Consider the following 23495-nt stretch of genomic DNA (forward strand, 5'->3'; position numbering starts at 1 on the left):
GTCCTTGTTGGCTTAGAGCTTGCTGATCGCAACATGCGCAATCAGGTCATTAACGGAGAGGTGCATCTTCTCGACAAAGGCTTGCGGGTACAGACCCATGCCCAGCACGGCAACCGCCAGGATTACCAGCACCAGGAACTCGCGCTTGTTCACGTCGGAAAGCTCGGCCACATGATGGTTGCCCACATCACCGAAAATCACGCGCTTGTACATCCACAGGGTGTAGGCGGCGCCGAAGATCAGCGTGGTGGCAGCCAGCGCGGCAACCCAGAAATTCACTTGCAGGGCGCCCATGATCACCATGAATTCGCCAACGAAGCCGGAGGTCGCCGGCAGGCCGGAGTTGGCCATGGCGAACAGCATCATGAAGGCGGCAAAGATCGGCATCTTGTTGGCCACACCGCCGTAGTCGGCAATGTTGCGGCTGTGCACGCGGTCGTACATCACACCGATACAGAAGAACATGGCGGCGGATACGAAGCCGTGCGACACCATCTGCACCAGCGCGCCCTCTACTGCCCAGGCGTTCAGATTGCTACCGCTGAACAGGAACATGCCCAGAGTCACGAAGCCCATGTGGGAAATGGAGGAGTAAGCCACCAGTTTCTTCATGTCGGTCTGCACCAGCGCCACCAGGCCGATGTACACCACCGCCACCAGCGACATCACCACGATGACCGGAGACAGCTGCAGTGCGGCATCCGGCACGATCGGCAGCGCGAAGCGCAGGAAACCGTAGGCACCGATCTTCAGGGTGATGGCAGCCAGCACCATGGAACCGCCGGTCGGCGCCTCCACGTGGGCATCCGGCAGCCAGGTGTGCACCGGCCACATCGGCACCTTCACCGCGAAGGACAGGAAGAAGGCAACGAACAGCAGGATCTGCACATCACGCGGGATCTTCGCCAGCGCCTGGAAGGCCTCGATCTCGAAGCTCTTGCCGGCCTGGAAGTACAGGTAGATGAACGCTACCAGCATCAGCAGCGAGCCCAGCAGGGTGTACAGGAAGAACTTTACCGAAGCGTATACACGACGCGGACCACCCCAGACACCGATGATCAGGTACATCGGGATCAGCATGCCCTCGAAGAACACGTAGAACAGGATGGCATCCAGCGCGGCAAACGCGCCGTTGATCAGGCCGGACATGATCAGGAACGCGGCCATGTACTGCCCGGTGCGCTTCTGGATCACTTCCCAACCAGCCAACACCACCAGCAAGGTGGTGAAGCTGTTCAGCACGATGAACAGCATGGAAATGCCGTCCACCCCCAGGTGGTAGTTGATGCCCAGCGATTCGATCCACGGCATCTTTTCAACAAACTGCATGCCGCCATGCAGATTGTTGAACCCGGTGAACAAGGGCAGCGACACCAGGAAACCGGCCAGGGCGCCGGCAACAGCCAGCCAGCGGGCCAGCGTCGCTCGCTGGTCGCCGCCGGTGGCCAGCACCAGCAGGCCGGCCACGATCGGAGTCCAGATCACCAGACTCAAGGTATTAGCAAACATATCGATAACCTATTCTTTTTGCGATTCCGGTAACCGACCCTCAACGCAGGATCAGCGGCTTCAACCAGTAGGTCATCAGCACCAGCACGCCAACGATCATGATGGCGGCGTAGCTGTAGATGAAACCGGTCTGCAGCTTGCGTACCACGCCGGAGAAGTAACCCACCAGACGCGCCGTGCCGTTCACCAGCAGGCCGTCGATCAGCAGCATGTCGCCCACTTTCCAGAAGAAAGTGCCCAGCAGGCGCGAGCCCTTGGCGAATACGGCAAAGTAGATCTCATCCAGGTAGTACTTGTTCTCCAGCAGGGTATGCACCGGAGCGAACTTCTGTTTGATGGCGGCCGGGATCTGCGGCGCCTTCATGTAGAAGAACCAGGCAACGGCAACGCCGGCTGCGGCCAACCAGAACGGCGCGGTGGACAGCGCGTGGATTGCCATCGCCACCGGACCATGGAACTCGTGGCCCATTTCTTCCAGCGCCGGGTGCAGTTCGTGGTTGATGTGAATCACGCCCTTGAAGAACTCACCGTACAACAACGGGTCAATGGCGAAGAAGCCGATCAGCACCGACGGAATCGCCAGCAGCACCAGCGGCAGGGTTACCACCCACGGGCTTTCGTGCGGCTTGTCGTTCGGGCCCAGGCCGTGATGGTGATCTTCGGACGGCTCTTCGTCATCGTGGTCGCCATGGTGGGCATGCTCGCCATGATTCTGCATCCAGCGTTCCTTGCCGTGGAACACCAGGAAGTACATGCGGAAGGAGTAGAAGGCGGTTACGAACACGCCGGCGATGACGGCAAAGTAGGCAAAACCGGCTGCCGGCAGATGCGACGCATGCACCGCCTCGATGATGGAATCCTTCGAGTAGAAGCCGGAGAAAAACGGGGTACCGATCAGCGCCAGCGAGCCCAGCAGCGAAGTAATCCAGGTAATCGGCATGTACTTGCGCAAGCCGCCCATATTGCGCATGTCCTGGTCATGGTGCATGCCCATAATTACGGAGCCGGCGCCGAGGAACAGCAGAGCCTTGAAGAAGGCGTGCGTCATCACGTGGAACATGGCCACCGAGTAGGCGGAGGCGCCCAGCGCCACGGTCATGTAACCCAGCTGCGACAGGGTGGAATAAGCCACCACGCGCTTGATGTCGTTCTGCACGATGCCGAGGAAGCCCATGAACAGCGCAGTGATGGCACCGGCAGTCATTACCACGTTCAGCGCCACGTCGGACATCTCGTACAGCGGGCTCATGCGCGACACCATGAAGATACCGGCAGTCACCATGGTCGCGGCGTGAATCAGTGCCGAGATCGGGGTCGGGCCTTCCATGGAGTCCGGCAGCCACACGTGCAGCGGGAACTGTGCCGATTTACCCATCGCGCCGATGAACAGCAGGATGCAGGTTACGGTCAGCAGCGACCATTCGGTGCCCGGAATCAGGCTGATGGTCTTGCTGGCCAGCGCAGGCGCGGCAGCGAACACGTCGCTGTAGTTCAGCGAGCCACCGAAGTAGGCCAGCACCAGGCCGATACCCAGCAGGAAGCCGAAGTCGCCTACGCGGTTAACCAGGAAGGCCTTCAGGTTGGCGAAGATCGCAGTCGGGCGCTTGAACCAGAAGCCGATCAGCAGGTAGGACACCAGGCCAACCGCCTCCCAGCCGAAGAACAGCTGGATGAAGTTGTTGGACATCACCAGCATCAGCATCGAGAAGGTAAACAGCGAGATGTAGCTGAAGAAGCGCTGGTAGCCCGGATCTTCCTGCATGTAGCCGATGGTGTAGATGTGCACCATCAACGACACGCTGGTCACCACCACCAGCATCATCGCGGTCAGCGAATCCACCAGGAAACCGACGGAGAATTCGTAGCCACCGACCGTCAGCCAGGTGTAGACAGGACCGTTGAATACCTGGGCGCTGCCATCGAGGAAGCCCTTCAGTACGCCGATCGACAGTACCGCCGATACTGCCACGCCGAGAATCGTCACAACGTGGGCAGCACGGCGACCAATCGCCCAGCCAAACAGGCCTGCAATGATCGACCCCACCAGCGGTGAGAGCGCAATCAGCAGGTATAAGCTCTTCATATCCATGTTTGTCGTGCTTTTTAGAATTGAAATCCGGTTTTGTTAGCCTTTGAGGCTGCCCAAGTCTTCCACGTTGATGCTGTTCAGGTTACGGAACAACACCACCAGAATCGCGAGGCCGATTGCCGATTCGGCGGCCGCCACGGTCAGGATGAAGAAGACGAAAATCTGCCCTGCCGAATCCGACAGGTAGTGCGAGAACGCGATGAAGTTGTAGTTCACCGCAAGCAGCATCAATTCGATGGCCATCAACAGCACAATCAGGTTTTTCCGGTTCAGGAAAATGCCCAGGACGCTGATGGCGAACAGGATGCCGGCCAGCACCAGGAAGTGAGTCAGTGTAAGCACGTTTACTCCCGTTACGGCCGTCAGGCCTGTTGCTCGGTATTGGACTCGGATGCAGCCGCCACTTCTGGCTTCACCGCATCCATCTTGACGATGCGCACGCGATCGTCGCGACGGACACGTACCTGCACCCCCGGATCAACCGCCTTGCTGTCTTTGCGCTGACGCTGGGTAATACCGATGGCAGCCACCATGGCCACCAGCAGGATCACCGCAGCCGCTTCAAATGGCAGCAGGTAGGTGGTGTACAGCTGGCCACCCAGCACCTTCACGTTGCTGATCTTGGCCATGGCATCGGCCGCCGGCTGCAGCTTGGACAGGCCGGCCTCCGGGCTGGACAACACCAGAATGATCTCGGCCATCATGATCAGCGCCACGATGGCAGCTTGCGGGAAGTGGCTCCAGAAACCGGCGCGCAGCTTCTCCACATTGATGTCGAGCATCATCACCACAAACAGGAACAGAACGGTTACCGCCCCCACGTACACCAGTACCAGTGCGATGGCCAGGAACTCGGCCTGCAGCAGCAGCCAGTGGCCGGAAGCGGTAAAGAAAGCCAGCACCAGGTACAGCGCAGCATGTACCGGGTTTTTCGCCGTGACCACGCGGAAACCCGCGAAAATCAGGATCGCCGACAGGATATAGAAAACGACAGCCTGAAAATTCATGGGTCCCCCTTAGCGATACTTGGCGTCCGCAGCCTTGTTGGCCGCGATCTCGGCCTCGTACTTGTCACCTACCGCCAACAGCATCGGCTTGGTGTAGTACAGGTCGCCACGTTTCTCGCCGTGGTATTCAAAAATATGGGTCTCGACGATGGCATCTACCGGGCAGGCCTCTTCACAGAAGCCGCAGAAGATGCACTTGGTCAGGTCGATGTCGTAACGCGAGGTGCGGCGGGTGCCGTCATCACGCTGTTCCGACTCGATGGTAATCGCCATTGCCGGACACACAGCCTCGCACAGCTTACAGGCGATGCAGCGCTCTTCACCGTTGGCATAACGGCGCTGGGCGTGCAGGCCACGGAAGCGCGGCGAGATCGGGGTCTTCTCTTCCGGGAACTGTACGGTGATCTTGCGGGCGAAGAAGTGACGACCAGTCACCATCAGGCCCTGCACCAGTTCTACCAGCAGGAAGGTTTTGAAAAAGTTGCGGATCATTTCCATGCTATTTCACCCAAGCTCCATCACTTCCACAGCGACAGCGGAGACAACATCCACACGCCGAGAACCAGCACCCATACCAGCGTCACCGGAATGAACACTTTCCAGCCCAGACGCATGATCTGGTCGTAGCGGTAACGCGGGAAGGTGGCGCGGAACCACAGGAACATGAACAGCACCACGGACATCTTGGCAAACAGCCACAGGATGCTGCCAGCGCCCAGAATGCCCCACGAGGCCGGGAACGGCGACAGCCAGCCACCCAGGAACATGATCGAGGTCAGTGCCGCGATCAGGATCATGTTGGCGTATTCGGCCAGGAAGAAGATGGCGAACGCCATGCCGGAGTATTCCACGTGGAAACCGGCCACGATCTCGGACTCACCTTCTGCCACGTCGAACGGTGCACGGTTGGTCTCGGCCACGCCGGAGATCAGGTACACCATGAACAGCGGAAACAGCGGCAGCCAGTTCCACGACAGGATGGAACCGCCAGCGATGCCGAAGCCCTGCTGTTTCACGATGTCCACCAGGTTCAGGCTGCTGGACACCATCAGTACGCCGACCAGCGCGAAGCCCATGGCGATCTCGTAGGACACGATCTGGGCGGAGGAACGCAGCGCGCCCAGGAACGAGTACTTGGAGTTACCGGCCCAACCGGCGACGATCACACCGTACACGCCCATCGAGGTGATGGCCATGATGTACAGCAGCGAGGCGTCGATATTGGTTACCTGCAGACCGTCATCGAACGGGATCACCGCCCAGGCCGCCAGCGCCGGCATGATGGACAGCACCGGTGCCAGCAGGAACAGCCCCTTGCTCGACTTGGTCGGCAGGATGATTTCCTTCATCAGCAGCTTGACGCCGTCAGCCAGCGGCTGCAGCAGGCCTTTCGGGCCCACGCGGTTCGGACCGATACGAATCTGCATGTAGCCGATCACCTTGCGCTCGGCGAGCGTCAGGTAGGCCACAGCACCCATCATCGGGCCGACGATGACCAGGATCTTCAGCAGTGTCCACACTGCGAGACCGGCATCGACGCCCAACAAGCTTTGCAGCAGTTCCATGGATTAACCTCGCTTGATCTGAATCGGTTCGAACAGGCCGGCCAGCACCTGGGTTGCCGGGTGAGCGGCAGCCACACGAGCAGCACCCTGCGCCAGCGCCTTTTCGGTGCGCAGCACCAGGCTAACCTCGGCACTGCCCTGTGCCACGATCACGCGCTGACCATCCTGCAGACCCAGACGCTCGGCATCGGCCGGGCTCAGCTGCAGCTGTGGTACGGCGGCGGCAGCGGTCTGCTGCAGCGAATCGGCACGACGGCAGATCGGGTCGGCGTGGTACAGCGGCACATCGCCGACACGCACCAGCTCGCCGTTGCCGGCAGCCACGTTGGCCGCAAGCACGGACTGGCCGTTGTTCAGCTGAGCGGCGATGTCGCCCAGTGCCAGCAGCTCGGCGCGCACGTCTTCGCAGGAGCTGTGCTCGAAGCCGTTCAGGTTCAGCATATTGCCCAGCACGCGCAGCACCTTCCACGCCGGACGAGTGTCGCCCAGCGGACGCACCACACCGTTGAAGGACTGCAGCTTGCCTTCCATGTTGATGAAGGAGCCGGCGGTCTCGGAGAACGGCGCGATCGGCAGCAGTACGTCGGCGTAATCCAGCAGACCGGCACCCTTGTAGGCGCTCAGCGCGATCACGGTGGCCGCCTGCTTCATGGCAGCAACGGCTTGCTGGCCATCGTAGCAGTCAGCTTCCACTTCGTTGTTCAGCAGCACGTAGGCCTTGCGCGGGGCTGCCAGCATCTCGCGGGCGGACAGACCGGCAGTCACGCTCTGACCGAAGGCGCCGCGTGCCGGGTTGGCACCCACCACCTCGGCACCCACGGTGTTGGCGGCAGCAGCGGCGATACCGAAGCGGGCACCGCTGATACGGGCGATTTCCTGCGCCAGCGCCAGCAGTTCGGAAAACGCAGGGTGGTTCTGCGCCACGTTGCCCAGCACGATGGACGCACCGTCGGCACCGCACAGGCTGTCGGCAATCGCCTGGGCCTCGGCGGACACGTTGGCCGCAGCCAGGTCGATGGCGATGTCGCCGCCCTTGGCAGCCACCACGGCCTTCAGCACTTGCGCCAGGCCGTTCACCAGCTGCTGCGGTGCCACGATCAGCTTGGCGTTGAGGCTGGTGAACAGCTCGTCGTCGGCCACGTGGATCACGTTCAGCTGGCTGCCCTTCTTCACCGCCTGACGCAGGCGGGAAGCCAGCAGCGGCTGCTCGCTGCGCTGGGTGGCGCCTACTACCAGGATGGATTTGCTGGCGGCCAGTTCCACGATGGAGGAACCCAGCCACAGCGCGCCCTGCTGCTGCTTGGCCACGCGGGCATCGCCGCGGCGCAGGCCGGCGTCAATGTTGTTCACGCCGAAGGCACGGGCCAGCTTCTGGGCCAGGTACAGTTCTTCGGTGGTGCTGTGCGGCGACAGCAGGAAGCCGATGGCATCCTTGCCGTGATCGGCGGACACGCCGTTCAGGCCTTTCACCACGTATTCCAGCGCGGTCTGCCAGTCAGTCTCGTGCCACTTGCCGTCGAACTTGATCATCGGCTTCTGCAGACGCTCGGCGCTGTTCAGGCCTTCGTAGGAGAAGCGGTCACGGTCGGCGATCCAGCATTCGTTGATGGCTTCGTTTTCCAGCGGCAGCACGCGCATTACTTCGTTCTGCTTCACCTGCACGATCAGGTTGGCACCCAGGCCATCGTGCGGGCTTACCGACTTGCGGCGCGACAGTTCCCAGGCACGGGTGCTGTAGCGGAACGGCTTGGAAGTCAGCGCGCCTACCGGGCACAGGTCGATCACGTTGCCGGAGATTTCCGAATCCACGGTCTTGCCCAGGAACGGCATGATTTCGGAGAACTCGCTGCGGTTCGCCATGCCGATTTCTTGGAAGCCGCCGATTTCCTCGGTGAAACGTACGCAGCGGGTGCAGTGGATGCAGCGGCTCATTTCCTCGGCGGAAACCAGCGGGCCCATGTCCTTGCCTACCACCACGCGTTTTTCTTCCTGGTAACGGGAAGCGGAGTTGCCGTAGCCCACCGCCAGATCCTGCAGTTGGCACTCGCCGCCCTGATCGCAGATCGGGCAGTCCAGCGGGTGGTTGATCAGCAGGAATTCCATCACGCCAGCCTGGGCCTTCTTGGCCAGCGGCGAGGCGGTATGCACTTTCATGCCGTCGGTCACCGGGGTGGCACAGGCCGGCAGCGGCTTCGGCGCTTTCTCGACTTCCACCAGGCACATGCGGCAGTTGGCCGCAATCGACAGTTTCTTGTGGTAGCAGAAGTGCGGAATGTAGGTACCGGCAGCGTGGGCGGCATCCATTACGGTGCTGCCCTGGTTGACTGTCAGTTTTTTTCCGTCGATTTCGATTTCAAGCATCGCTCAACACCATTTGTGATCTACCAAAGACTTCTTGTGCTCGATCAGATGCTCGAACTCGTGACGGAAGTGTTTGGTAAAGCTTCGAACCGGGAACACGGCAGCATCGGCCAGCGCGCAGATGGTGCGGCCAGCCATGTTGTTGCCGACGGACTCCAGCAATTCCAGATCGCCCTCGCGGCCTTCGCCGTGGGCAATGCGGTGAATCACGCGATACAGCCAGCCGGTACCTTCACGGCACGGGGTGCACTGACCGCAGGATTCCTCGTGATAGAAGTAGGCCAGACGCTCCAGCGCCTTCACCATGCATACGTCTTCGTTCATCACGATCACCGCGCCGGAGCCCAGCATGGAGCCGGCCTTGGCGATGCTGTCGTAATCCATGGTCAGTTCCATCATCACGTCGCCCGGCAGTACCGGCGCGGAGGAGCCACCAGGAATCACGGCCTTGAGCTTCTTGCCGTCCTTCATGCCGCCGGCCATTTCCAGCAGCGTAGCGAACGGCGTGCCCAGCGGAATCTCGTAGTTGCCCGGGCGATTGACGTGGCCGGAAATCGAGAACAGCTTGGTGCCGCCGTTGTTCGGCTTGCCGGCTTCTAGGAATTTCTGGCCACCGTCGCGGATGATGAACGGCACCGAGGCGAACGATTCGGTGTTGTTGATGGTGGTCGGCTTGCCATACAGGCCGAAGCTGGCCGGGAACGGCGGTTTGAAGCGCGGCTGGCCTTTCTTGCCTTCCAGCGATTCCAGCAGCGCGGTTTCCTCGCCACAGATGTAGGCGCCGTAACCATGATGGGCAAACAGATCGAAGCTGAAGTCGGTGCCCAGGATGTTCTGCCCCAGGAAACCGGCCTTGCGCGCTTCGTCCAGCGCCGCTTCGAACAGCTCGTAAGCCTCGAAGATTTCGCCGTGGATGTAGTTGTAGCCTGCCTTGCAACCCATGGCGTAGCCGGCAATGATCATGCCTTCGATCAGCGCATGCGGGTTGTACAGCAGAATGTCGCGATCCTTGAAGGTGCCCGGTTCGCCCTCGTCGGTGTTGCACACCACGTACTTGTCGCCCGGGAAGGAACGCGGCATGAAGCTCCACTTCAGGCCGGTGGGGAAGCCCGCACCGCCGCGGCCGCGCAGGCCGGAGCCCTTCACTTCCGCGATCACGTCTTCCTGCGGCATCTGGCCTTCTAGGATCTTCTTCAGAGCCTGGTAGCCGCCACGCGCCATGTAGGCATCGATGTGCCAGCAATCCGGTGCGGTGGTGTCCACACCTTCGAAAATCACGCCTTTGACGAAGATAGCCATTATTCCAACTCCGCCAGTTTCTTATCGATGGCTTCAGGGGTCATGAAGCTGCACATGGAGTGGTTGTTCACCAGCAGTACCGGCGCATCGCCGCAGGCACCCATGCACTCACCCTCCAGCAGGGTGAACTTGCCGTCGGCAGTGGTTTCGCCCAGGTGGATGCCCAGTTTCTTGCCGATGTACTCGGCGGCGTTCATGCCGCCACGCAGCGCACAGGGCAGGTTGGTGCACACGGTGATCTTGTGCTTGCCTACCGGCTTCATGTCGTACATGTTGTAGAAGGTGGCGACTTCGTACGCGGCTACCGGCGCGATGCCGATATAGTTGGCGACGAACTCAATCACTTCCGAATTCAGGCAACGCTCTTCCGGCGTTGCACCTTGTTCACGGCGCTCGGTCAGTGCGATGCGCAGGGCGCCCATCACGGCAGAACGAGCCTGATCGGCCGGGTATTTCGCCAGTTCGCGATCAATTTTTGCCAGGGATTCAGCGGATAGCATCAGCGGTCGATCTCCCCAAATACGATATCCTGGGTACCGATGATTGCCACCACGTCGGCAATCATGTGGCCGCGCGACATTTCGTCCAGGGCTGCCAGGTGGGCATAGCCAGGTGCGCGGATTTTCAAGCGGTACGGTTTGTTGGCGCCGTCGGACACCAGATAGATACCGAACTCACCCTTCGGATGTTCCACCGCGGCGTAGGCCTCGCCTTCCGGCACATGCATGCCTTCGGTGAACAGTTTGAAGTGGTGGATCAGCTCCTCCATGTTCGACTTCATGTCTTCACGGCCCGGCGGAGCGAACTTGTGGTTGTCGGTGATGACCGGACCCGGATTGGCTTTCAGCCAGGCCACGCACTGCTGCACGATGCGGTTGGACTGGCGCATTTCTTCCATGCGCACCAGGTAGCGGTCGTAGCAGTCACCGGTCACGCCTACCGGCACGTCGAAGTCGACACGGTCGTACACGTCGTACGGCTGGGTCTTGCGCAGGTCCCAGGCGATACCCGAGCCGCGCAGCATGGCGCCGGTCAGACCCAGGTTCTTGGCACGCTCCGGCGACACCACGCCGATGCCGACGGTACGCTGCTTCCAGATACGGTTGTCTGTGAGCAGGGTCTCGTACTCGTCGATCTTTTCTGGGAAGCGCTTGGTGAAGTCTTCGATGAAGTCCAGCATGGTGCCCTGGCGGCCTTCGTTGAGCTTGGCCAGTTCACGGGCGTTCTTGATCTTGGATACGGTGTACTGCGGCATGGAATCCGGCAGGTCACGGTACACGCCACCGGGGCGGAAGTAGGCGGCGTGCATACGGGCGCCGGACACGGCCTCGTAGCAGTCCATCAGGTCTTCGCGTTCGCGGAAGGCGTACAGGAACATGGTCATCGCCCCGATATCCAGCGCGTGCGCACCAATCCACAGCAGGTGGTTGAGGATACGGGTGATCTCGGAAAACATCACGCGGATGTACTGCGCGCGCAGCGGCACGTCGATGCCGGCCAGCTTCTCGATGGCCAGGCAGTAGGCGTGCTCGTTGCACATCATGGACACGTAGTCCAGGCGGTCCATGTACGGCAGCGACTGGATGAAGGTCTTGCTTTCCGCCAGCTTCTCGGTGCCGCGGTGCAGCAGGCCGATGTGCGGGTCGGCACGCTGTACCACCTCACCGTCCAGCTCCAGCACCAGACGCAGCACACCGTGCGCTGCAGGGTGTTGCGGACCGAAGTTCAGCGTGTAGTTACGGATTTCAGCCACCGTAGTTCTCCTCGCGGATGATGCGCGGTGTGATTTCGCGCGGCTCGATGGTGACCGGCTGGTAGATGACGCGCTGCTGGGCAGCGTCGTAACGCATTTCTACGTGGCCGGACAGCGGGAAGTCCTTGCGGAACGGATGGCCGACGAAGCCATAGTCGGTCAGCAGGCGACGCAGGTCGGGGTGGCCATCGAACACGATGCCGTACAGGTCGAACGCTTCGCGCTCGAACCAGTTGGCCGCAGTCCAGATATCCACCACGGACGGCACCACCGGGAAGCTGTCATCCTCGGCGAAGATGCGCACGCGGATGCGTACATTGTGCTTGAGCGACAGCAGGTGGTAGACCACGGCGTAACGCGGACCGTCCCAGGGCTGGTCCTTGTATGCGCTGTAGTCCATGCCACAGACGTCGATGCATTGTTCAAACGACAGGGTGTCGTGGTCGCGCAGGGCGGTCATCACTGCCAGCGTATCGGCAGCCTTGCACACCACGGTCAGCTCATCCAGTGCGATTTTGGTGCTGACGAGCTTGTCGCCCAGCACCTCTGCAACCGCCGTCTTGAGCTTTTCCATTTTCACGGACATGGTTTTACCTCAACGGGCGATGGTATTGGTTCGCTTGATCTTGTTCTGCAGCTGGATGATGCCGTACAGCAGCGCCTCGGCAGTCGGCGGACAGCCCGGAACATAGACATCCACCGGCACGATGCGGTCGCAGCCGCGCACGACGGAATAGGAATAGTGGTAGTAGCCACCACCGTTGGCACAGGAACCCATGGAGATCACCCAGCGCGGCTCGGCCATCTGGTCGTATACCTTGCGCAGGGCTGGCGCCATCTTGTTGCACAGCGTACCGGCCACGATCATCAGGTCAGACTGGCGCGGACTGGGACGAAACACGATGCCGAAGCGGTCCAGGTCATAACGCGCTGCGCCTGCGTGCATCATTTCGACGGCACAGCAGGCGAGGCCGAAAGTCATCGGCCACAGGGAACCAGTGCGGGTCCAGTTGATGAGCTTGTCCGCCGTAGTGGTGACAAACCCCTTTTCGAGAACGCCCTCTACTCCCATTCCAGAGCTCCTTTTTTCCACATGTATACGAAGCCAAGCGTCAGGACGGTGAGAAACTCCAGCATGACGCCGAAGCCATACACACCCAGTTCCTTGAACACAACGGCCCATGGGAACAGAAAGGCGATCTCCAGATCGAACAGGATGAACAGAATGGCGATCAGATAGTAGCGAACGTCAAACTTCATCCGTGCATCTTCGAAAGCTTCGAAGCCGCATTCGTAGGGAGACAGCTTTTCGGGATCAGGCCGATTGGGCGCCAGAAGCCACCCCAGAACCAGCGGACCTACCCCGACCAGCAGGCCGACGATGACAAACAACAGAATGGGAAAGTAATTTTGCAGCATTTCCCGCACACCCCTAAAAGAAAGGAGGCCAAAGACCTCCTTAGACTCCAAACAAAACAGGCCACCGGAATCCCGGTGGCCTGCTTATTGAATGTGGTGCCGACAGTGAGACTCGAACTCACACAGCCTACGGCCACTACCCCCTCAAGATAGCGTGTCTACCAATTTCACCATGTCGGCAATACTCTAGATTGTTACTCCGGAATTACCTTGCCGGAGTTTTTATCCTTTGCGGCTCCGCTCGGGATTTGCGGGGCAACATTTTCGACTGCCGTATCCATCACGCCAAGCTTGCTAGTAGCAGCAACATGCAAATAACTGATCAGCATCAACATCGAAAAGAATACGACTGCCGCCAAGGCGGTAGCCCTACTCAGGAAATTTGCGGAACCAGTTGCACCGAACAGACTACCAGACGCGCCACTACCAAAGGCCGCGCCCATATCTGCACCCTTGCCATGCTGCATCAGGACAAGGACGATAATTGCCAGCGCCGAAACGATCAGCGCGACGAGTGCAAAAGTATTCAGAAGTTCCATATTATAAAGTCTTTTTAGCCGACTGACAAATCTTGCCAAACCCTTTAACTTCAAGAGAGGCCCCGCCAACTAAGGCTCCGCCTACACTTGCCAGCGACAGGATTGCGTCGGCGTTATCGGCTTTGACGCTTCCGCCATAGAGGACGCGAATACTAGCAGACGCCCCATGGCATTGCAACACGCGCCCCAGAATCAGCTGGTGCGCTTCGTCAATCTGCTCGATGCTGGCCACACGACCGGTACCGATCGCCCACACCGGCTCGTAAGCCACCACGTATCCCTGCCCGGCGATGGCATCCAGCGCCTTGAGCTGCTCGCCGACCACCTCGGCAAAACGCCCGGATTCGCGCTCTTCCAGCGTTTCGCCGACGCAATACACCGGCACCAGGCCGGCGGCTACCGCGGCCTGCAGCTTCAGACGCAGGCAGGCATCATCTTCCGCAAAGTACTGGCGACGTTCGGAGTGACCGATCAGCACGTAGCGGCAGCCGATATCGGACAGCATGGCAGCGCTGACTTCGCCGGTAAATGCGCCGTCGGCGGCATAGCGGCTGACATCCTGCGCCGCCACCGCCAGTTGGCTACCGGCAAACACTGCCCCCAGCTGGGCAAGATAAGGATAGGGCGCGGCAATGCCCACTCCCGCACGGTTGATGTCCTCATCCGCCAGCATTGCCTGCAGCAATGCCAGGTTGGCCGCATGACGGCCATTCATTTTCCAGTTGCCCAGCACCAGCTTGCCTTGCATCGCCCATCTCCATGTCTGTTCTTTTTTACAGCGCACGATTATAGCAGCAGGCCATCACTGGGGCCGCCTGTGACGAACTGTAATATTTCTGAAACGCCAAGCCTCTAGCATCCGAACCGTCGAAACGCGTACTTCAACTTCGGAGCAAGCATGAACTTCACTACTCGTTGGGCCGTTACCCTGGCAATGTCCGGTTTTGTTGTTGGCAATGCGGTGGCAGCAGATATCACTGGCGCTGGCGCCACCTTCCCCTACCCGCTGTACGCCAAGTGGGCCGAGGCCTACAAGGCCAAGACCAACAACAACATGAACTACCAGTCGATCGGCTCCGGCGGTGGCATCAAGCAGATCCAGTCCAAAACCGTTGATTTCGGCGCCTCCGACATGCCGCTGAAGCCGGAAGAGCTGGAAAAAGCCGGCCTGACCCAATTCCCGACCGTCATCGGCGGCGTGGTGCCGGTAGTGAACCTGCCGGGCATCACCGCAGGCCAGCTGAAGCTGACCGGCCCGCTGCTGGCCGATATCTACCTGGGCAAGATCAGCAACTGGAACGATGCCGCACTGGCCAAGCTGAACCCGGGTGTGAAGCTGCCGGACCAGAAAATTACCGTGGTACGTCGCTCCGACGGCTCCGGCACCACCTTCATCTTCACCAACTACCTGTCCAAGGTCTCGCCGGAGTGGAGCAGCAGCATCGGCTCCAACACCGCGGTGAACTGGAAGACCGGCGTTGGCGGCAAGGGTAACGAAGGCGTGGCCAACTATGTAACCCGCATCAAGGGTTCCATCGGCTATGTCGAGTACGCCTACGCCAAGCAGAACAAGATCGCCCACGCCGCAGTGCAGAACGCCGCCGGCACCTTCGTACAGCCGGACGACAGCACCTTCAAGGCTGCCGCCGCCGGCGCCGACTGGGCCAAGACTCCGGGCTTCTACCTGATTCTGACCAACCAGCCGGGCAAGGACAGCTGGCCGATCTCCAGCGCCACCTTCATCCTGATGCACAAGAAACAGGACAAGCCGGAACAGGGCAGCGAAGCACTGAAGTTCTTCGACTGGGCCTACAGCAACGGTGATGCCACTGCCACCCAGCTGGACTACGTGCCGATGCCGGCCAACGTAAAAACCCTGATTCGCGGCAGCTGGAAGCAGATCACCAGCACTGCCGGCGCGCAGGTCTGGAAGTAATTCGGCAGCCTGACTGCCAGATAAGCCGGGGGCGCGCGCCTCCCGGCTTTTTACCTGCATTACCGCAAATGTGAGCAACATGGAAAACACCCAGAACGCAGCGCATCTCAAACGGCAGATGCTGCTTGACGCCCTGTTCCGCCTGCTGACCCGAAGCTTTGCCTTCCTGGTACTGGCGCTGCTGCTCGGCATCCTGCTTTCCCTGCTGATCGGCGCCCTGCCCAGCATCAAACATTTTGGCTGGGGCTTCCTGACCAGCAGCGACTGGGATCCGGTCGCGGAAAAATTCGGCGCCGTGGTGCCCATCTTCGGCACGCTGGTGACCTCGGTTATTGCACTGCTGATCGGCGTGCCGATCAGCTTTGGTATTGCGCTGTTCCTGACCGAACTGTGCCCGCCGTTCCTCAAGCGCCCGCTGGGCATCGCGGTAGAGCTGCTGGCCGGCATTCCTTCCATCATCTACGGCATGTGGGGGCTGTTCGTGTTTGCCCCGCTGTTCGGCGAATACGTGCAGCCGTGGGTGCTGGACAATATGGGCAGCCTGCCGCTGGTGGGCTTCCTGTTCCAGGGCGCGCCGATGGGCATCGGCATGTTCACCGCCGGCCTGATCCTGGCCATCATGGTGATCCCCTTCATTGCCTCGGTGATGCGCGACGTGTTCGAAGTGGTGCCGCCGATGCTGAAGGAATCGGCCTATGGCCTGGGCGGCACCACCTGGGAGGTGGTGCGCCACGTGGTTCTGCCCTACACCAAGACCGGCGTGGTCGGCGGTATCATGCTCGGCCTGGGCCGCGCGCTGGGCGAGACCATGGCGGTCACCTTCGTGATCGGCAACTCGTCCAACTTCTCCACCGGCCTGTTCGATGCCGGCAACTCCATTGCTTCCACCCTGGCCAACGAATTTGCCGAGGCCAACGGTGAGCTGTACCTGGGATCGCTGATCGAACTCGGCCTGATCCTGTTCTTCATTACCTTTGTCGTGCTGGCCTGCTCCAAGCTGCTGTTGCTGCGCTTGAAGAAGCAGGAAGGCCGCACATCCTGAGGAGGCGACATGACCATGACCGTTGCCCGTAACGACAAAAGCAGCAAGCCGATGGCAAGCCAGGCACACCGCAGCCGTGCGATCTACGCCCGCCGCCGGCTGATCAACAACTTCAACATGCTGGGCGCCACCCTGGCCATGGCCTTCGGCCTGTTCTGGCTGCTGTGGATCCTGTGGACGCTGCTGCAGTACGGCCTGTCCGGGCTGTCGCTGGACGTGTTCACCAAGATCACCCCGCCGCCCGGCTCGACCGGCGGCCTGGCCAACGCCATTGCCGGCTCGCTGCAGATGACCTTCTTCGGCACGCTGATCGGCACCCCGATCGGCATCATGGCCGGCATCTACCTGGCCGAATTCGGCGATCGCGGCTGGCTGGCACCGGCCACCCGCTTTATCAACGACATCCTGCTGTCGGCACCGTCCATCGTGATCGGCCTGTTCATCTACGAGGTGTACGTGATCTCGGTCGGCCACTTCTCCGGCTGGGCCGGCTCGCTGGCACTGGCGCTGCTGGTGATCCCGGTGGTGGTACGCACCACCGAGAACATGCTGCGCCTGGTACCGGGCAGCCTGCGCGAAGCAGCGTTCGCGCTGGGTGCGCCGCAGTGGAAAGTCACCCTGTTCGTGACGCTGCGTGCCGCCAAGTCCGGCGTGATCACCGGTATCCTGCTGGCGGTGGCACGTATCTCCGGCGAAACCGCACCGCTGCTGTTCACCGCGTTGAACAACCAGTTCTGGAGCAATATGAACCAGCCGATGGCCAACCTGCCCATCGTGATCTTCCAGTTCGCCATGAGTCCGTACGAAGACTGGCATCAACTGGCGTGGGCTGGCTCCATCCTGATCACCTTCAGCGTACTGACCCTCAACATCGTTGCCCGCTGGCTTGGTAGCCAGAAATCGCAATCTCATTAAGGCTTGGCGCCCCATGACCACTAACGATATCAAGCTCCAGGTAAAGAACCTGAACTTCTACTACGGCAAGTTCCACGCGCTGAAGAACATCAACCTGGACATTCCCGCCGGCAAGGTCACCGCCTTCATCGGCCCGTCCGGCTGCGGCAAGTCCACCCTGCTGCGCACCCTGAACCGCATGTTCGAGCTGTATCCGGGCATGCGCGCCGAAGGCGAGATCCTGTTCGATGGCAGCAACCTGCTGGCCAAGAGCGTGGACGTGAACATGCTGCGCGCCAAGGTGGGCATGGTGTTCCAGAAGCCCACCCCGTTCCCGATGTCGATCTACGACAACATCACCTTCGGCGTGAAGCTGTATGAAAACCTGTCGCGCGCCGAAATGGACGACCGCGTGGAATGGGCGCTGCGCAAGGCGGCGCTGTGGGGCGAGGTGAAGGACAAGCTCAAGCAGTCCGGCAACTCGCTGTCCGGCGGCCAACAGCAGCGGCTGTGCATCGCCCGTGCCGTGGCCACCCGCCCGGAAGTATTGCTGCTGGACGAGCCGACCTCGGCACTGGACCCGATCTCCACCGGCCACATCGAAGAGCTGATCCACGAGCTGAAAGAGGACTACACCATCGCCATCGTCACCCACAACATGCAGCAGGCGGCGCGGGTGTCCGACTACACCGCCTACATGTACCTGGGCGAGCTGATGGAATTCGGCGACACCGACAACATCTTCACCGCGCCCAAGCGCAAAGAGACCGAAGACTACATCACCGGTAAATTCGGCTAATATTACGGTTATATTACAAAGCCCTTACGGTTTGCGCCGCAAGGGCTTTTTCCGTTTTGCATCAAATACCTACCACGTCGCCAAATACCCCTTTGTCAAGCCTGACACCAGCATATGGCGCAAGTTTTCGACATCCCGCAAAAAGTTTATTACAAGCTCTTGACGTGTCATGTTGCAGCCCCAAGAATCCCGGCTTTCCCCAATAACTACAGCCAAAATCATGCTGGAATTGCTCTCGGGCCTCGATACTTCTCTTGCCGTCGTACTGGTCCTCTCCGTCGGCTTCGTCCTGGCCTTCGAATTCATCAACGGCTTCCACGACACCGCCAACGCGGTGGCCACCGTCATCTACACCCAGTCGATGAAGCCGCAGACCGCCGTGCTGCTGTCCGGCTTCTTCAACTTCCTCGGCGTGTTCTTCGGCGGTCTGGCGGTAGCCTATGCCATCGTGAACCTGATCCCCACCGAGATGCTGCTGCACATCCAGTCCACCCAGGGCATGGTGATGGTGTTCGCGCTGCTCTCCTCCGCCATCGTGTGGAACCTGGGCACCTGGTACTTCGGCATCCCGGCCTCCAGCTCGCACACCCTGATCGGCTCCATCCTCGGCGTCGGCATCGGCAACGCGCTGCTCACCGGCGACTCCATCGCCAACGGCATCAACTGGAGCAAGGCCATCGACGTGTTCCTGTCGCTGTTCGTATCGCCGATCTTTGGCGCCGGTCTAGCCGGCCTGATGCTGTTCGCGCTGCTGAAAATCCGCCCGCTGAGCAACATCCACAAGTCGCCGTTCCAGCGCCAGCAGATCGAAGGCCGCAAGCACCCGCCGTTCTGGGCGCGCTTCATGCTGATCGTGTCGTCGATGGGCATGAGCTTCACCCACGGCTCCAACGACGGCCAGAAGGGTGTCGGCATGGTGATGCTGGTGCTGATCGCGCTGGCCCCGGCACAGTTCGTGGTGAACCTGGACGCCGAGCCGCTGCAGATCGAGCACACCAAGATCGCCGCGGTACAGCTGAAGGAAATGTACCAGCGCAACCAGGACATCATCGATGCCAAGTACCCGGCCGGCGGCAACCACACCTGCGAAGTGAACAAGGTGGTGGCCGAGAGCGGCGCACTGCTGTCTGCCATCGGCGATGCCAAGACCCTGCAGCAACTGCCGGAAAACGCCCGTGCCGACGTGCGCACCCAGCTGATCTGCCTGGCCGACGCCGCCAAGAAGATCAGCAAGGTGCCGAGCATCAGCGACGTGGACCAGAAACAGCTGAAGGGCCTGCAGAAAGACCTGGCCGCCACCACCGAATACGCACCGACCTGGGTGATCGTCGCCGTGGCGCTGGCCATCGGCATGGGCACCATGGTGGGCTGGAAACGCGTGGTGCACACCATCGGCGAGAAGATCGGCAAGCAGGACATGACCTACGCGCAGGGCATGGCGGCGCAGACCATGTCGGCGGCCTCCATCGGCCTGGCCAGCCTGATCGGCGCGCCGGTGTCCACCACCCAGATCCTGTCCAGCGCCGTGGCCGGCACCATGCTGGTGAACCGCGCCGGCATCCACTTCTCCACCGTGAAGACCATCGCGCTGACCTGGGTGCTGACCCTGCCGGTGAGCATGGGCCTGGCCATCGGCATGTACTACGCCGGGGTGAAACTGTTCGTATAAGCGCCACCGCGCAATGCTAAAGGGCTGCCCGCTGGCAGCCCTTTTTTCATGCCCGAAGGTTGGCCGCATGCGGCCAGGCTTCAAGCCTTGAGGAAGTGCTCGCGACCGGCCAGCCAGCGCACCAGGTGCGCGTGCGCATGCTGCGGCCAACGTTGCAGCAGCTGCGGCGCCAGCTGGCGGGCAGCCTCCAGCAGCTCGATGTCAGCCTCCAGGTCGGCAAAGCGCAGCATCGGCAGGCCGCTCTGCCGCGCGCCGAGAAACTCGCCGGGGCCGCGGATGTTCAGGTCCTGGCGCGCGATCTCGAAGCCGTCGGTATTCTCGTAGATCACCTTCAGCCGCGCCTTGGCCAGCTCCGACAGCGGCGTTTCAAACAGCAGCACGCAGGTGGACTTGGCGGCGCCGCGCCCTACCCGGCCGCGCAGCTGGTGCAGCTGCGCCAGCCCCATGCGTTCGGCGTGCTCGATCACCATCAGGCTGGCATTGGGCACGTCGACGCCGACCTCGATCACCGTGGTCGCCACCAGCAGGTGCAGCTCGCCGGCGGCGAACTGCGCCATCACCGCCGCCTTCTCCGCCGCCTTCATGCGGCCGTGCACCAGGCCGATGCGCCACTGCGGCAGGTCCTGCTGCAGCACCACATGGGTATCCACCGCGGTCTGCAGCTGCAGCGCCTCAGATTCCTCGATCAGCGGGCACACCCAGTACACCTGGTTGCCTTCGCCGCAGGTCTTGTTGACATAGCTCACCACCGCGTCGCGGCGCTCGGCGCTGATCAGCTTGGTAACGATGGGCGTGCGTCCCGGCGGCAGCTCGTCGATCACCGACACATCCAGGTCGGCATAGAAGCTCATCGCCAGCGTGCGCGGAATCGGCGTCGCCGACATCATCAGCTGGTGCGGCTCGGCGCCCTTCTGCTGTAGCGCCAGCCGCTGACCAACGCCGAAGCGGTGCTGCTCGTCGACGATCACCAGCCCCAGCCGCTCGAAGCTCACATCGTCCTGGAACAGCGCGTGGGTGCCCACCGCCAGCCGTGCCTCGCCGCTGGCGATGCTGGCCGCCATCTCGCCACGCGCCTTCTTGCGCAGGCTGCCGGATAGCCAGGCCACCGAGATGCCCAGCGGCGCCAACCAGGCGGACAGCTTGAGGTAGTGCTGCTCGGCCAGGATCTCGGTGGGCGCCATCAGCGCCACCTGGAAGCCGGCCTCGATCGCCGCCAGTGCGCTCATCGCCGCCACGATGGTCTTACCGCTACCCACGTCGCCCTGCAGCAGGCGGTTCATCGGATGCGGCAGCGCCAGGTCGGCGGTGATCTCGGCCAAGACTTTCTGCTGCGCACCGGTCAGCGCGAAAGGAAGGTTGGCCGCAAGCCGGCTGCGCAGGCTGCCATCACCGCTGATCACCGGCGCGGTGCCTTCGCGCCGCGCGCGGTAGGCCAGCCGCATCGACAGCTGCTGCGCCAGCAGCTCATCGAACTTCAGCCGCTGCCAGGCCGGCAGGTTGCCGTCGGTGAGCTGGGTGGCGGAATACTCCGGCCCGGGGTGGTGCAGCAACTGCACCGCATCGGCAAACGGCATCAGCCCCAGGCTGCGACGCAGCTCGTCCGGCAGCGTTTCCGCCAACGGCAACGCCTTGAGTTCGGCGTGGATCAGCCGGCGCAGCACCGGCTGGGTCAGGCCGTTCACCGTCGGGTACACCGGGGTGAGGCTGTCGGCCAGCGCTTCGCCCTCGCGCACCGCGCGCAGCTTGGGGTGCACCATCTCGTCACCGAAGAAGCCACGGCGGATCTCGCCCAGTGCGCGTACGCGACTACCGACGGCCAGCGCCTGCTGAGTATTGGGGTAGAAATGGATGAAGCGCAGCACCAGCTTGCCGGACTTGTCCTCGATCTGCGCCACCAGCTGGCGACGCGGGCGGAACTGTACCTCGCACTTTGTCACCTCGCCTTCCACCAGCACCGCCTGACCATACGGCGCCTGGGCGATCGGGTAGAGATGGGTCTCGTCCTCGTAACGCAGCGGCAGGTGCAGCACCAGGTCGAAGCGGCGGCGGATGCCCAGCTTGTCCAGTTTCTTGGCGGTGGCGGCCGGCGCCGCGGGCGGCTGGCTGGCGATGTCGACGGGATGGTTCATGTCCGCGATTGTACCCAAGAACCGGCGGCTGTTGCCGTGGCGGCAAGCCAAAGCAAACGGGACGGCTGGCCGTCCCGTTGGCGAGCAAAGGTTGGCCGCGGCCAACCTGTAACCGGTATTACTGGCGTTCCCACACCTGGGTGCGGCCCAGCAGCGAAATGCCGAGGAAGCCGCGCACTTCCAGCTTCTTGCCGCCCTCCACCAGCTTGGCCTTGGCGCTGTATACCTTGCCGGATTTCGGGTCGAGGATCTTGCCGTTTTCCCAGGCGTCGCCGTCCTTCTTCAGGCCGGTCATGATGGTCAGCCCGACGATGGGCTTGCCCTTCAGCGCGCCGTCACACTTGTCGCACACCGCATCCGGGTTGTTAAACAGTTTCACCACCTTGCCGCTCAGCTCGCCGTTGGCGGCTTCGCTGATTTCCACCAGCGACTTGGGCTGATGGGTTTCGTCGTCGATGGTTTTCCAGGTACCGCCGGCGCCCACGGCCAGCGCAGCCTGTGCCGCCAGCGCCAGCGCGGAAACAGCAGCCAGTTTTGCCAGTGCTTTCATGTGTATCTCCCTCGTATTGTGTGTGGCGCGGGCACCCCTCATGCCTTTTCAAACGCCAGTTTGGTGCTACGGCTCTAGCCGTAATGCGCAAAATTATCAGCCACTTGCGGCAGCGTCAACGGTTGTCGCCGTCACCATGCCGCTTTGCAGCCAGGCCGCCCAATCCGCGCGGCCATTGCGCGCCGCCTGCGCCGCGGCGGCGTGCCAGTCGTAGGCAATGCGCAACAGCTGTACCTGCCAGCCGCCGGCCACCCGCTCGGCGATGGCGTAACTGGCGTGCGGCGCGCCGGTCTGCGCTCGATGGTAGCCGCCGTCGCTATCGTCGTAGGCCGGCAGGCCGACGCTGCCGGGGTTGAGCACCAGCGGCCCGCCCGGCAGCTGCAGGATGCGCGGCATGTGGCTGTGGCCGCACAACACCAGCGTGGCGGTGGTAGAACCGAGCCGCTGCGCCACGGTATCCAGGCTGGCCGGCACCAGGTTGGCCGCCACGATGTCGTCCAGCAGGTACTGCAGATCGGTCTGCGGCGTGCCGTGGGTGAGCTGCACGTCGCCCAGCCGCAGCGCGCCGGGCAGCGCGGCCAGCCAGGCGCGCTGCAGCGGCGAGGTCTGCGCGTAGGCGTACTGGTCGGCCGGCCCGCCGGGCTGCTGCTGGCAGGCCAGCAACTGGCGCTCGTGGTTGCCGGCGATGGTGGGCAGGTTCAACCCCATCAGGAGGTCGGCAGTTTCTGCCGGCCACAGCGGGCCGGACAGGATGTCGCCCAGGTTCACCGCATGGCTGACGCCGCGGCCGTGCATGTCGGCCAGCACCGCCTGCAGCGCCGGCAGGTTGCCGTGGATGTCGGACAGCACCGCAAAACGATCGGGCAGCATGGGCAGGCTCCTGGCAATGAAAATGGCGGCCATATGGCCGCCTTGATAGTGGCAACTGCCCACCG

At 61.8% G+C, this 23495-nt stretch carries 23 protein-coding genes and 1 tRNA gene; 5 read left to right on the top strand and 19 right to left on the bottom strand.

The window, feature by feature from the left end; all coding sequences use genetic code 11:
- Window positions 1-12 precede the first annotated feature (12 nt).
- The 16 genes from ACFOLG_RS01025 to tpiA form a co-directional block, all read right to left on the bottom strand.
- Complete coding sequence (locus tag ACFOLG_RS01025) at window positions 13-1509, bottom strand: NADH-quinone oxidoreductase subunit M (protein WP_386087494.1); 1497 nt, start codon at window positions 1507-1509, stop codon at window positions 13-15.
- A 40-nt stretch (window positions 1510-1549) separates the two neighbouring features.
- A complete protein-coding gene (gene nuoL, locus ACFOLG_RS01030) occupies window positions 1550-3598 on the bottom strand; it encodes an NADH-quinone oxidoreductase subunit L (RefSeq protein WP_386087496.1) in 2049 nt (682 codons plus the stop codon).
- Window positions 3599-3634: 36 nt separating this feature from the next.
- Entirely contained in the window at window positions 3635-3940 is a 306-nt protein-coding gene (gene nuoK / locus ACFOLG_RS01035) for an NADH-quinone oxidoreductase subunit NuoK (protein ID WP_174875937.1), read from the bottom strand.
- Between the two features lie 20 nt (window positions 3941-3960).
- On the bottom strand, window positions 3961-4605 hold the full coding sequence (locus ACFOLG_RS01040) for an NADH-quinone oxidoreductase subunit J (protein WP_386087498.1): 645 nt from the start codon (window positions 4603-4605) through the stop codon (window positions 3961-3963).
- A gap of 9 nt (window positions 4606-4614) precedes the next feature.
- The gene (nuoI, locus tag ACFOLG_RS01045; RefSeq protein WP_197693963.1) at window positions 4615-5094 is read right to left on the bottom strand and encodes an NADH-quinone oxidoreductase subunit NuoI; all 480 of its coding nucleotides are present in this window, start codon (window positions 5092-5094) and stop codon (window positions 4615-4617) included.
- A gap of 29 nt (window positions 5095-5123) precedes the next feature.
- Window positions 5124-6170 carry an NADH-quinone oxidoreductase subunit NuoH gene (gene nuoH, locus ACFOLG_RS01050; protein WP_386087499.1) on the bottom strand — a complete coding sequence of 349 codons (1047 nt, stop codon included), beginning with the start codon at window positions 6168-6170 and terminating at the stop codon, window positions 5124-5126.
- Between the two features lie 3 nt (window positions 6171-6173).
- Window positions 6174-8531: an NADH-quinone oxidoreductase subunit NuoG gene (nuoG, locus tag ACFOLG_RS01055; protein WP_386087501.1), complete on the bottom strand. Its 2358-nt coding sequence runs from the start codon at window positions 8529-8531 to the stop codon at window positions 6174-6176.
- A 3-nt stretch (window positions 8532-8534) separates the two neighbouring features.
- On the bottom strand, window positions 8535-9830 hold the full coding sequence (gene nuoF / locus ACFOLG_RS01060; RefSeq protein WP_386087502.1) for an NADH-quinone oxidoreductase subunit NuoF: 1296 nt from the start codon (window positions 9828-9830) through the stop codon (window positions 8535-8537).
- Window positions 9830-10330, bottom strand: coding sequence for an NADH-quinone oxidoreductase subunit NuoE (gene nuoE, locus ACFOLG_RS01065; RefSeq protein WP_386087504.1), 501 nt, complete (start codon window positions 10328-10330; stop codon window positions 9830-9832). The genes nuoF and nuoE overlap by 1 nt, the downstream gene beginning before the upstream one ends.
- Entirely contained in the window at window positions 10330-11583 is a 1254-nt protein-coding gene (locus tag ACFOLG_RS01070) for an NADH-quinone oxidoreductase subunit D (RefSeq protein WP_386087506.1), read from the bottom strand. The genes nuoE and ACFOLG_RS01070 overlap by 1 nt, the downstream gene beginning before the upstream one ends.
- Window positions 11576-12157, bottom strand: coding sequence for an NADH-quinone oxidoreductase subunit C (locus tag ACFOLG_RS01075; RefSeq protein ID WP_386087541.1), 582 nt, complete (start codon window positions 12155-12157; stop codon window positions 11576-11578). The genes ACFOLG_RS01070 and ACFOLG_RS01075 overlap by 8 nt, the downstream gene beginning before the upstream one ends.
- A 21-nt stretch (window positions 12158-12178) precedes the next feature.
- Complete coding sequence (locus ACFOLG_RS01080; protein WP_047966924.1) at window positions 12179-12655, bottom strand: NuoB/complex I 20 kDa subunit family protein; 477 nt, start codon at window positions 12653-12655, stop codon at window positions 12179-12181.
- Window positions 12646-13002, bottom strand: coding sequence for an NADH-quinone oxidoreductase subunit A (locus tag ACFOLG_RS01085; protein ID WP_349588513.1), 357 nt, complete (start codon window positions 13000-13002; stop codon window positions 12646-12648). Before ACFOLG_RS01085 ends, ACFOLG_RS01080 begins: the two co-directional genes overlap by 10 nt.
- A gap of 94 nt (window positions 13003-13096) precedes the next feature.
- Window positions 13097-13182, bottom strand: a tRNA-Leu gene (locus tag ACFOLG_RS01090).
- Between the two features lie 14 nt (window positions 13183-13196).
- On the bottom strand, window positions 13197-13541 hold the full coding sequence (secG, locus tag ACFOLG_RS01095; protein WP_349588516.1) for a preprotein translocase subunit SecG: 345 nt from the start codon (window positions 13539-13541) through the stop codon (window positions 13197-13199).
- A 1-nt stretch (window position 13542) separates the two neighbouring features.
- Entirely contained in the window at window positions 13543-14289 is a 747-nt protein-coding gene (gene tpiA, locus ACFOLG_RS01100) for a triose-phosphate isomerase (protein WP_386087509.1), read from the bottom strand.
- A 150-nt stretch (window positions 14290-14439) separates the two neighbouring features.
- Here tpiA and pstS point away from each other — a divergent pair, with 150 nt between their 5' ends.
- The 5 genes from pstS (at window position 14440) to ACFOLG_RS01125 (ending at window position 19881) form a co-directional block, all read left to right on the top strand.
- Entirely contained in the window at window positions 14440-15477 is a 1038-nt protein-coding gene (pstS, locus tag ACFOLG_RS01105) for a phosphate ABC transporter substrate-binding protein PstS (protein WP_386087511.1), read from the top strand.
- A gap of 79 nt (window positions 15478-15556) precedes the next feature.
- Window positions 15557-16519 carry a phosphate ABC transporter permease subunit PstC gene (pstC, locus tag ACFOLG_RS01110; protein WP_386087513.1) on the top strand — a complete coding sequence of 321 codons (963 nt, stop codon included), beginning with the start codon at window positions 15557-15559 and terminating at the stop codon, window positions 16517-16519.
- Between the two features lie 51 nt (window positions 16520-16570).
- The gene (pstA, locus tag ACFOLG_RS01115; protein WP_386087543.1) at window positions 16571-17434 is read left to right on the top strand and encodes a phosphate ABC transporter permease PstA; all 864 of its coding nucleotides are present in this window, start codon (window positions 16571-16573) and stop codon (window positions 17432-17434) included.
- A 13-nt stretch (window positions 17435-17447) separates the two neighbouring features.
- The gene (gene pstB, locus ACFOLG_RS01120) at window positions 17448-18212 is read left to right on the top strand and encodes a phosphate ABC transporter ATP-binding protein PstB (RefSeq protein ID WP_386087515.1); all 765 of its coding nucleotides are present in this window, start codon (window positions 17448-17450) and stop codon (window positions 18210-18212) included.
- A 220-nt stretch (window positions 18213-18432) separates the two neighbouring features.
- Window positions 18433-19881, top strand: coding sequence for an inorganic phosphate transporter (locus ACFOLG_RS01125; RefSeq protein WP_386087517.1), 1449 nt, complete (start codon window positions 18433-18435; stop codon window positions 19879-19881).
- Window positions 19882-19961: 80 nt separating this feature from the next.
- Here the strand turns inward: ACFOLG_RS01125 and recG are convergent, their stop codons facing one another.
- The 3 genes from recG to ACFOLG_RS01140 all read right to left on the bottom strand — a co-directional run bounded on the left by recG (window position 19962) and on the right by ACFOLG_RS01140 (window position 23430).
- The gene (gene recG, locus ACFOLG_RS01130; protein ID WP_386087518.1) at window positions 19962-22010 is read right to left on the bottom strand and encodes an ATP-dependent DNA helicase RecG; all 2049 of its coding nucleotides are present in this window, start codon (window positions 22008-22010) and stop codon (window positions 19962-19964) included.
- A 118-nt stretch (window positions 22011-22128) separates the two neighbouring features.
- Window positions 22129-22560, bottom strand: a complete 432-nt coding sequence (locus ACFOLG_RS01135; protein ID WP_386087520.1) for a DUF2147 domain-containing protein — start codon at window positions 22558-22560, stop codon at window positions 22129-22131.
- A 96-nt stretch (window positions 22561-22656) separates the two neighbouring features.
- The gene (locus ACFOLG_RS01140) at window positions 22657-23430 is read right to left on the bottom strand and encodes a metallophosphoesterase family protein (RefSeq protein ID WP_386087522.1); all 774 of its coding nucleotides are present in this window, start codon (window positions 23428-23430) and stop codon (window positions 22657-22659) included.
- Between the last annotated feature and the right edge of the window lie 65 nt (window positions 23431-23495).

Source organism: Vogesella facilis (genome assembly GCF_042648525.1).
Taxonomy (GTDB): domain Bacteria; phylum Pseudomonadota; class Gammaproteobacteria; order Burkholderiales; family Chromobacteriaceae; genus Vogesella; species Vogesella facilis.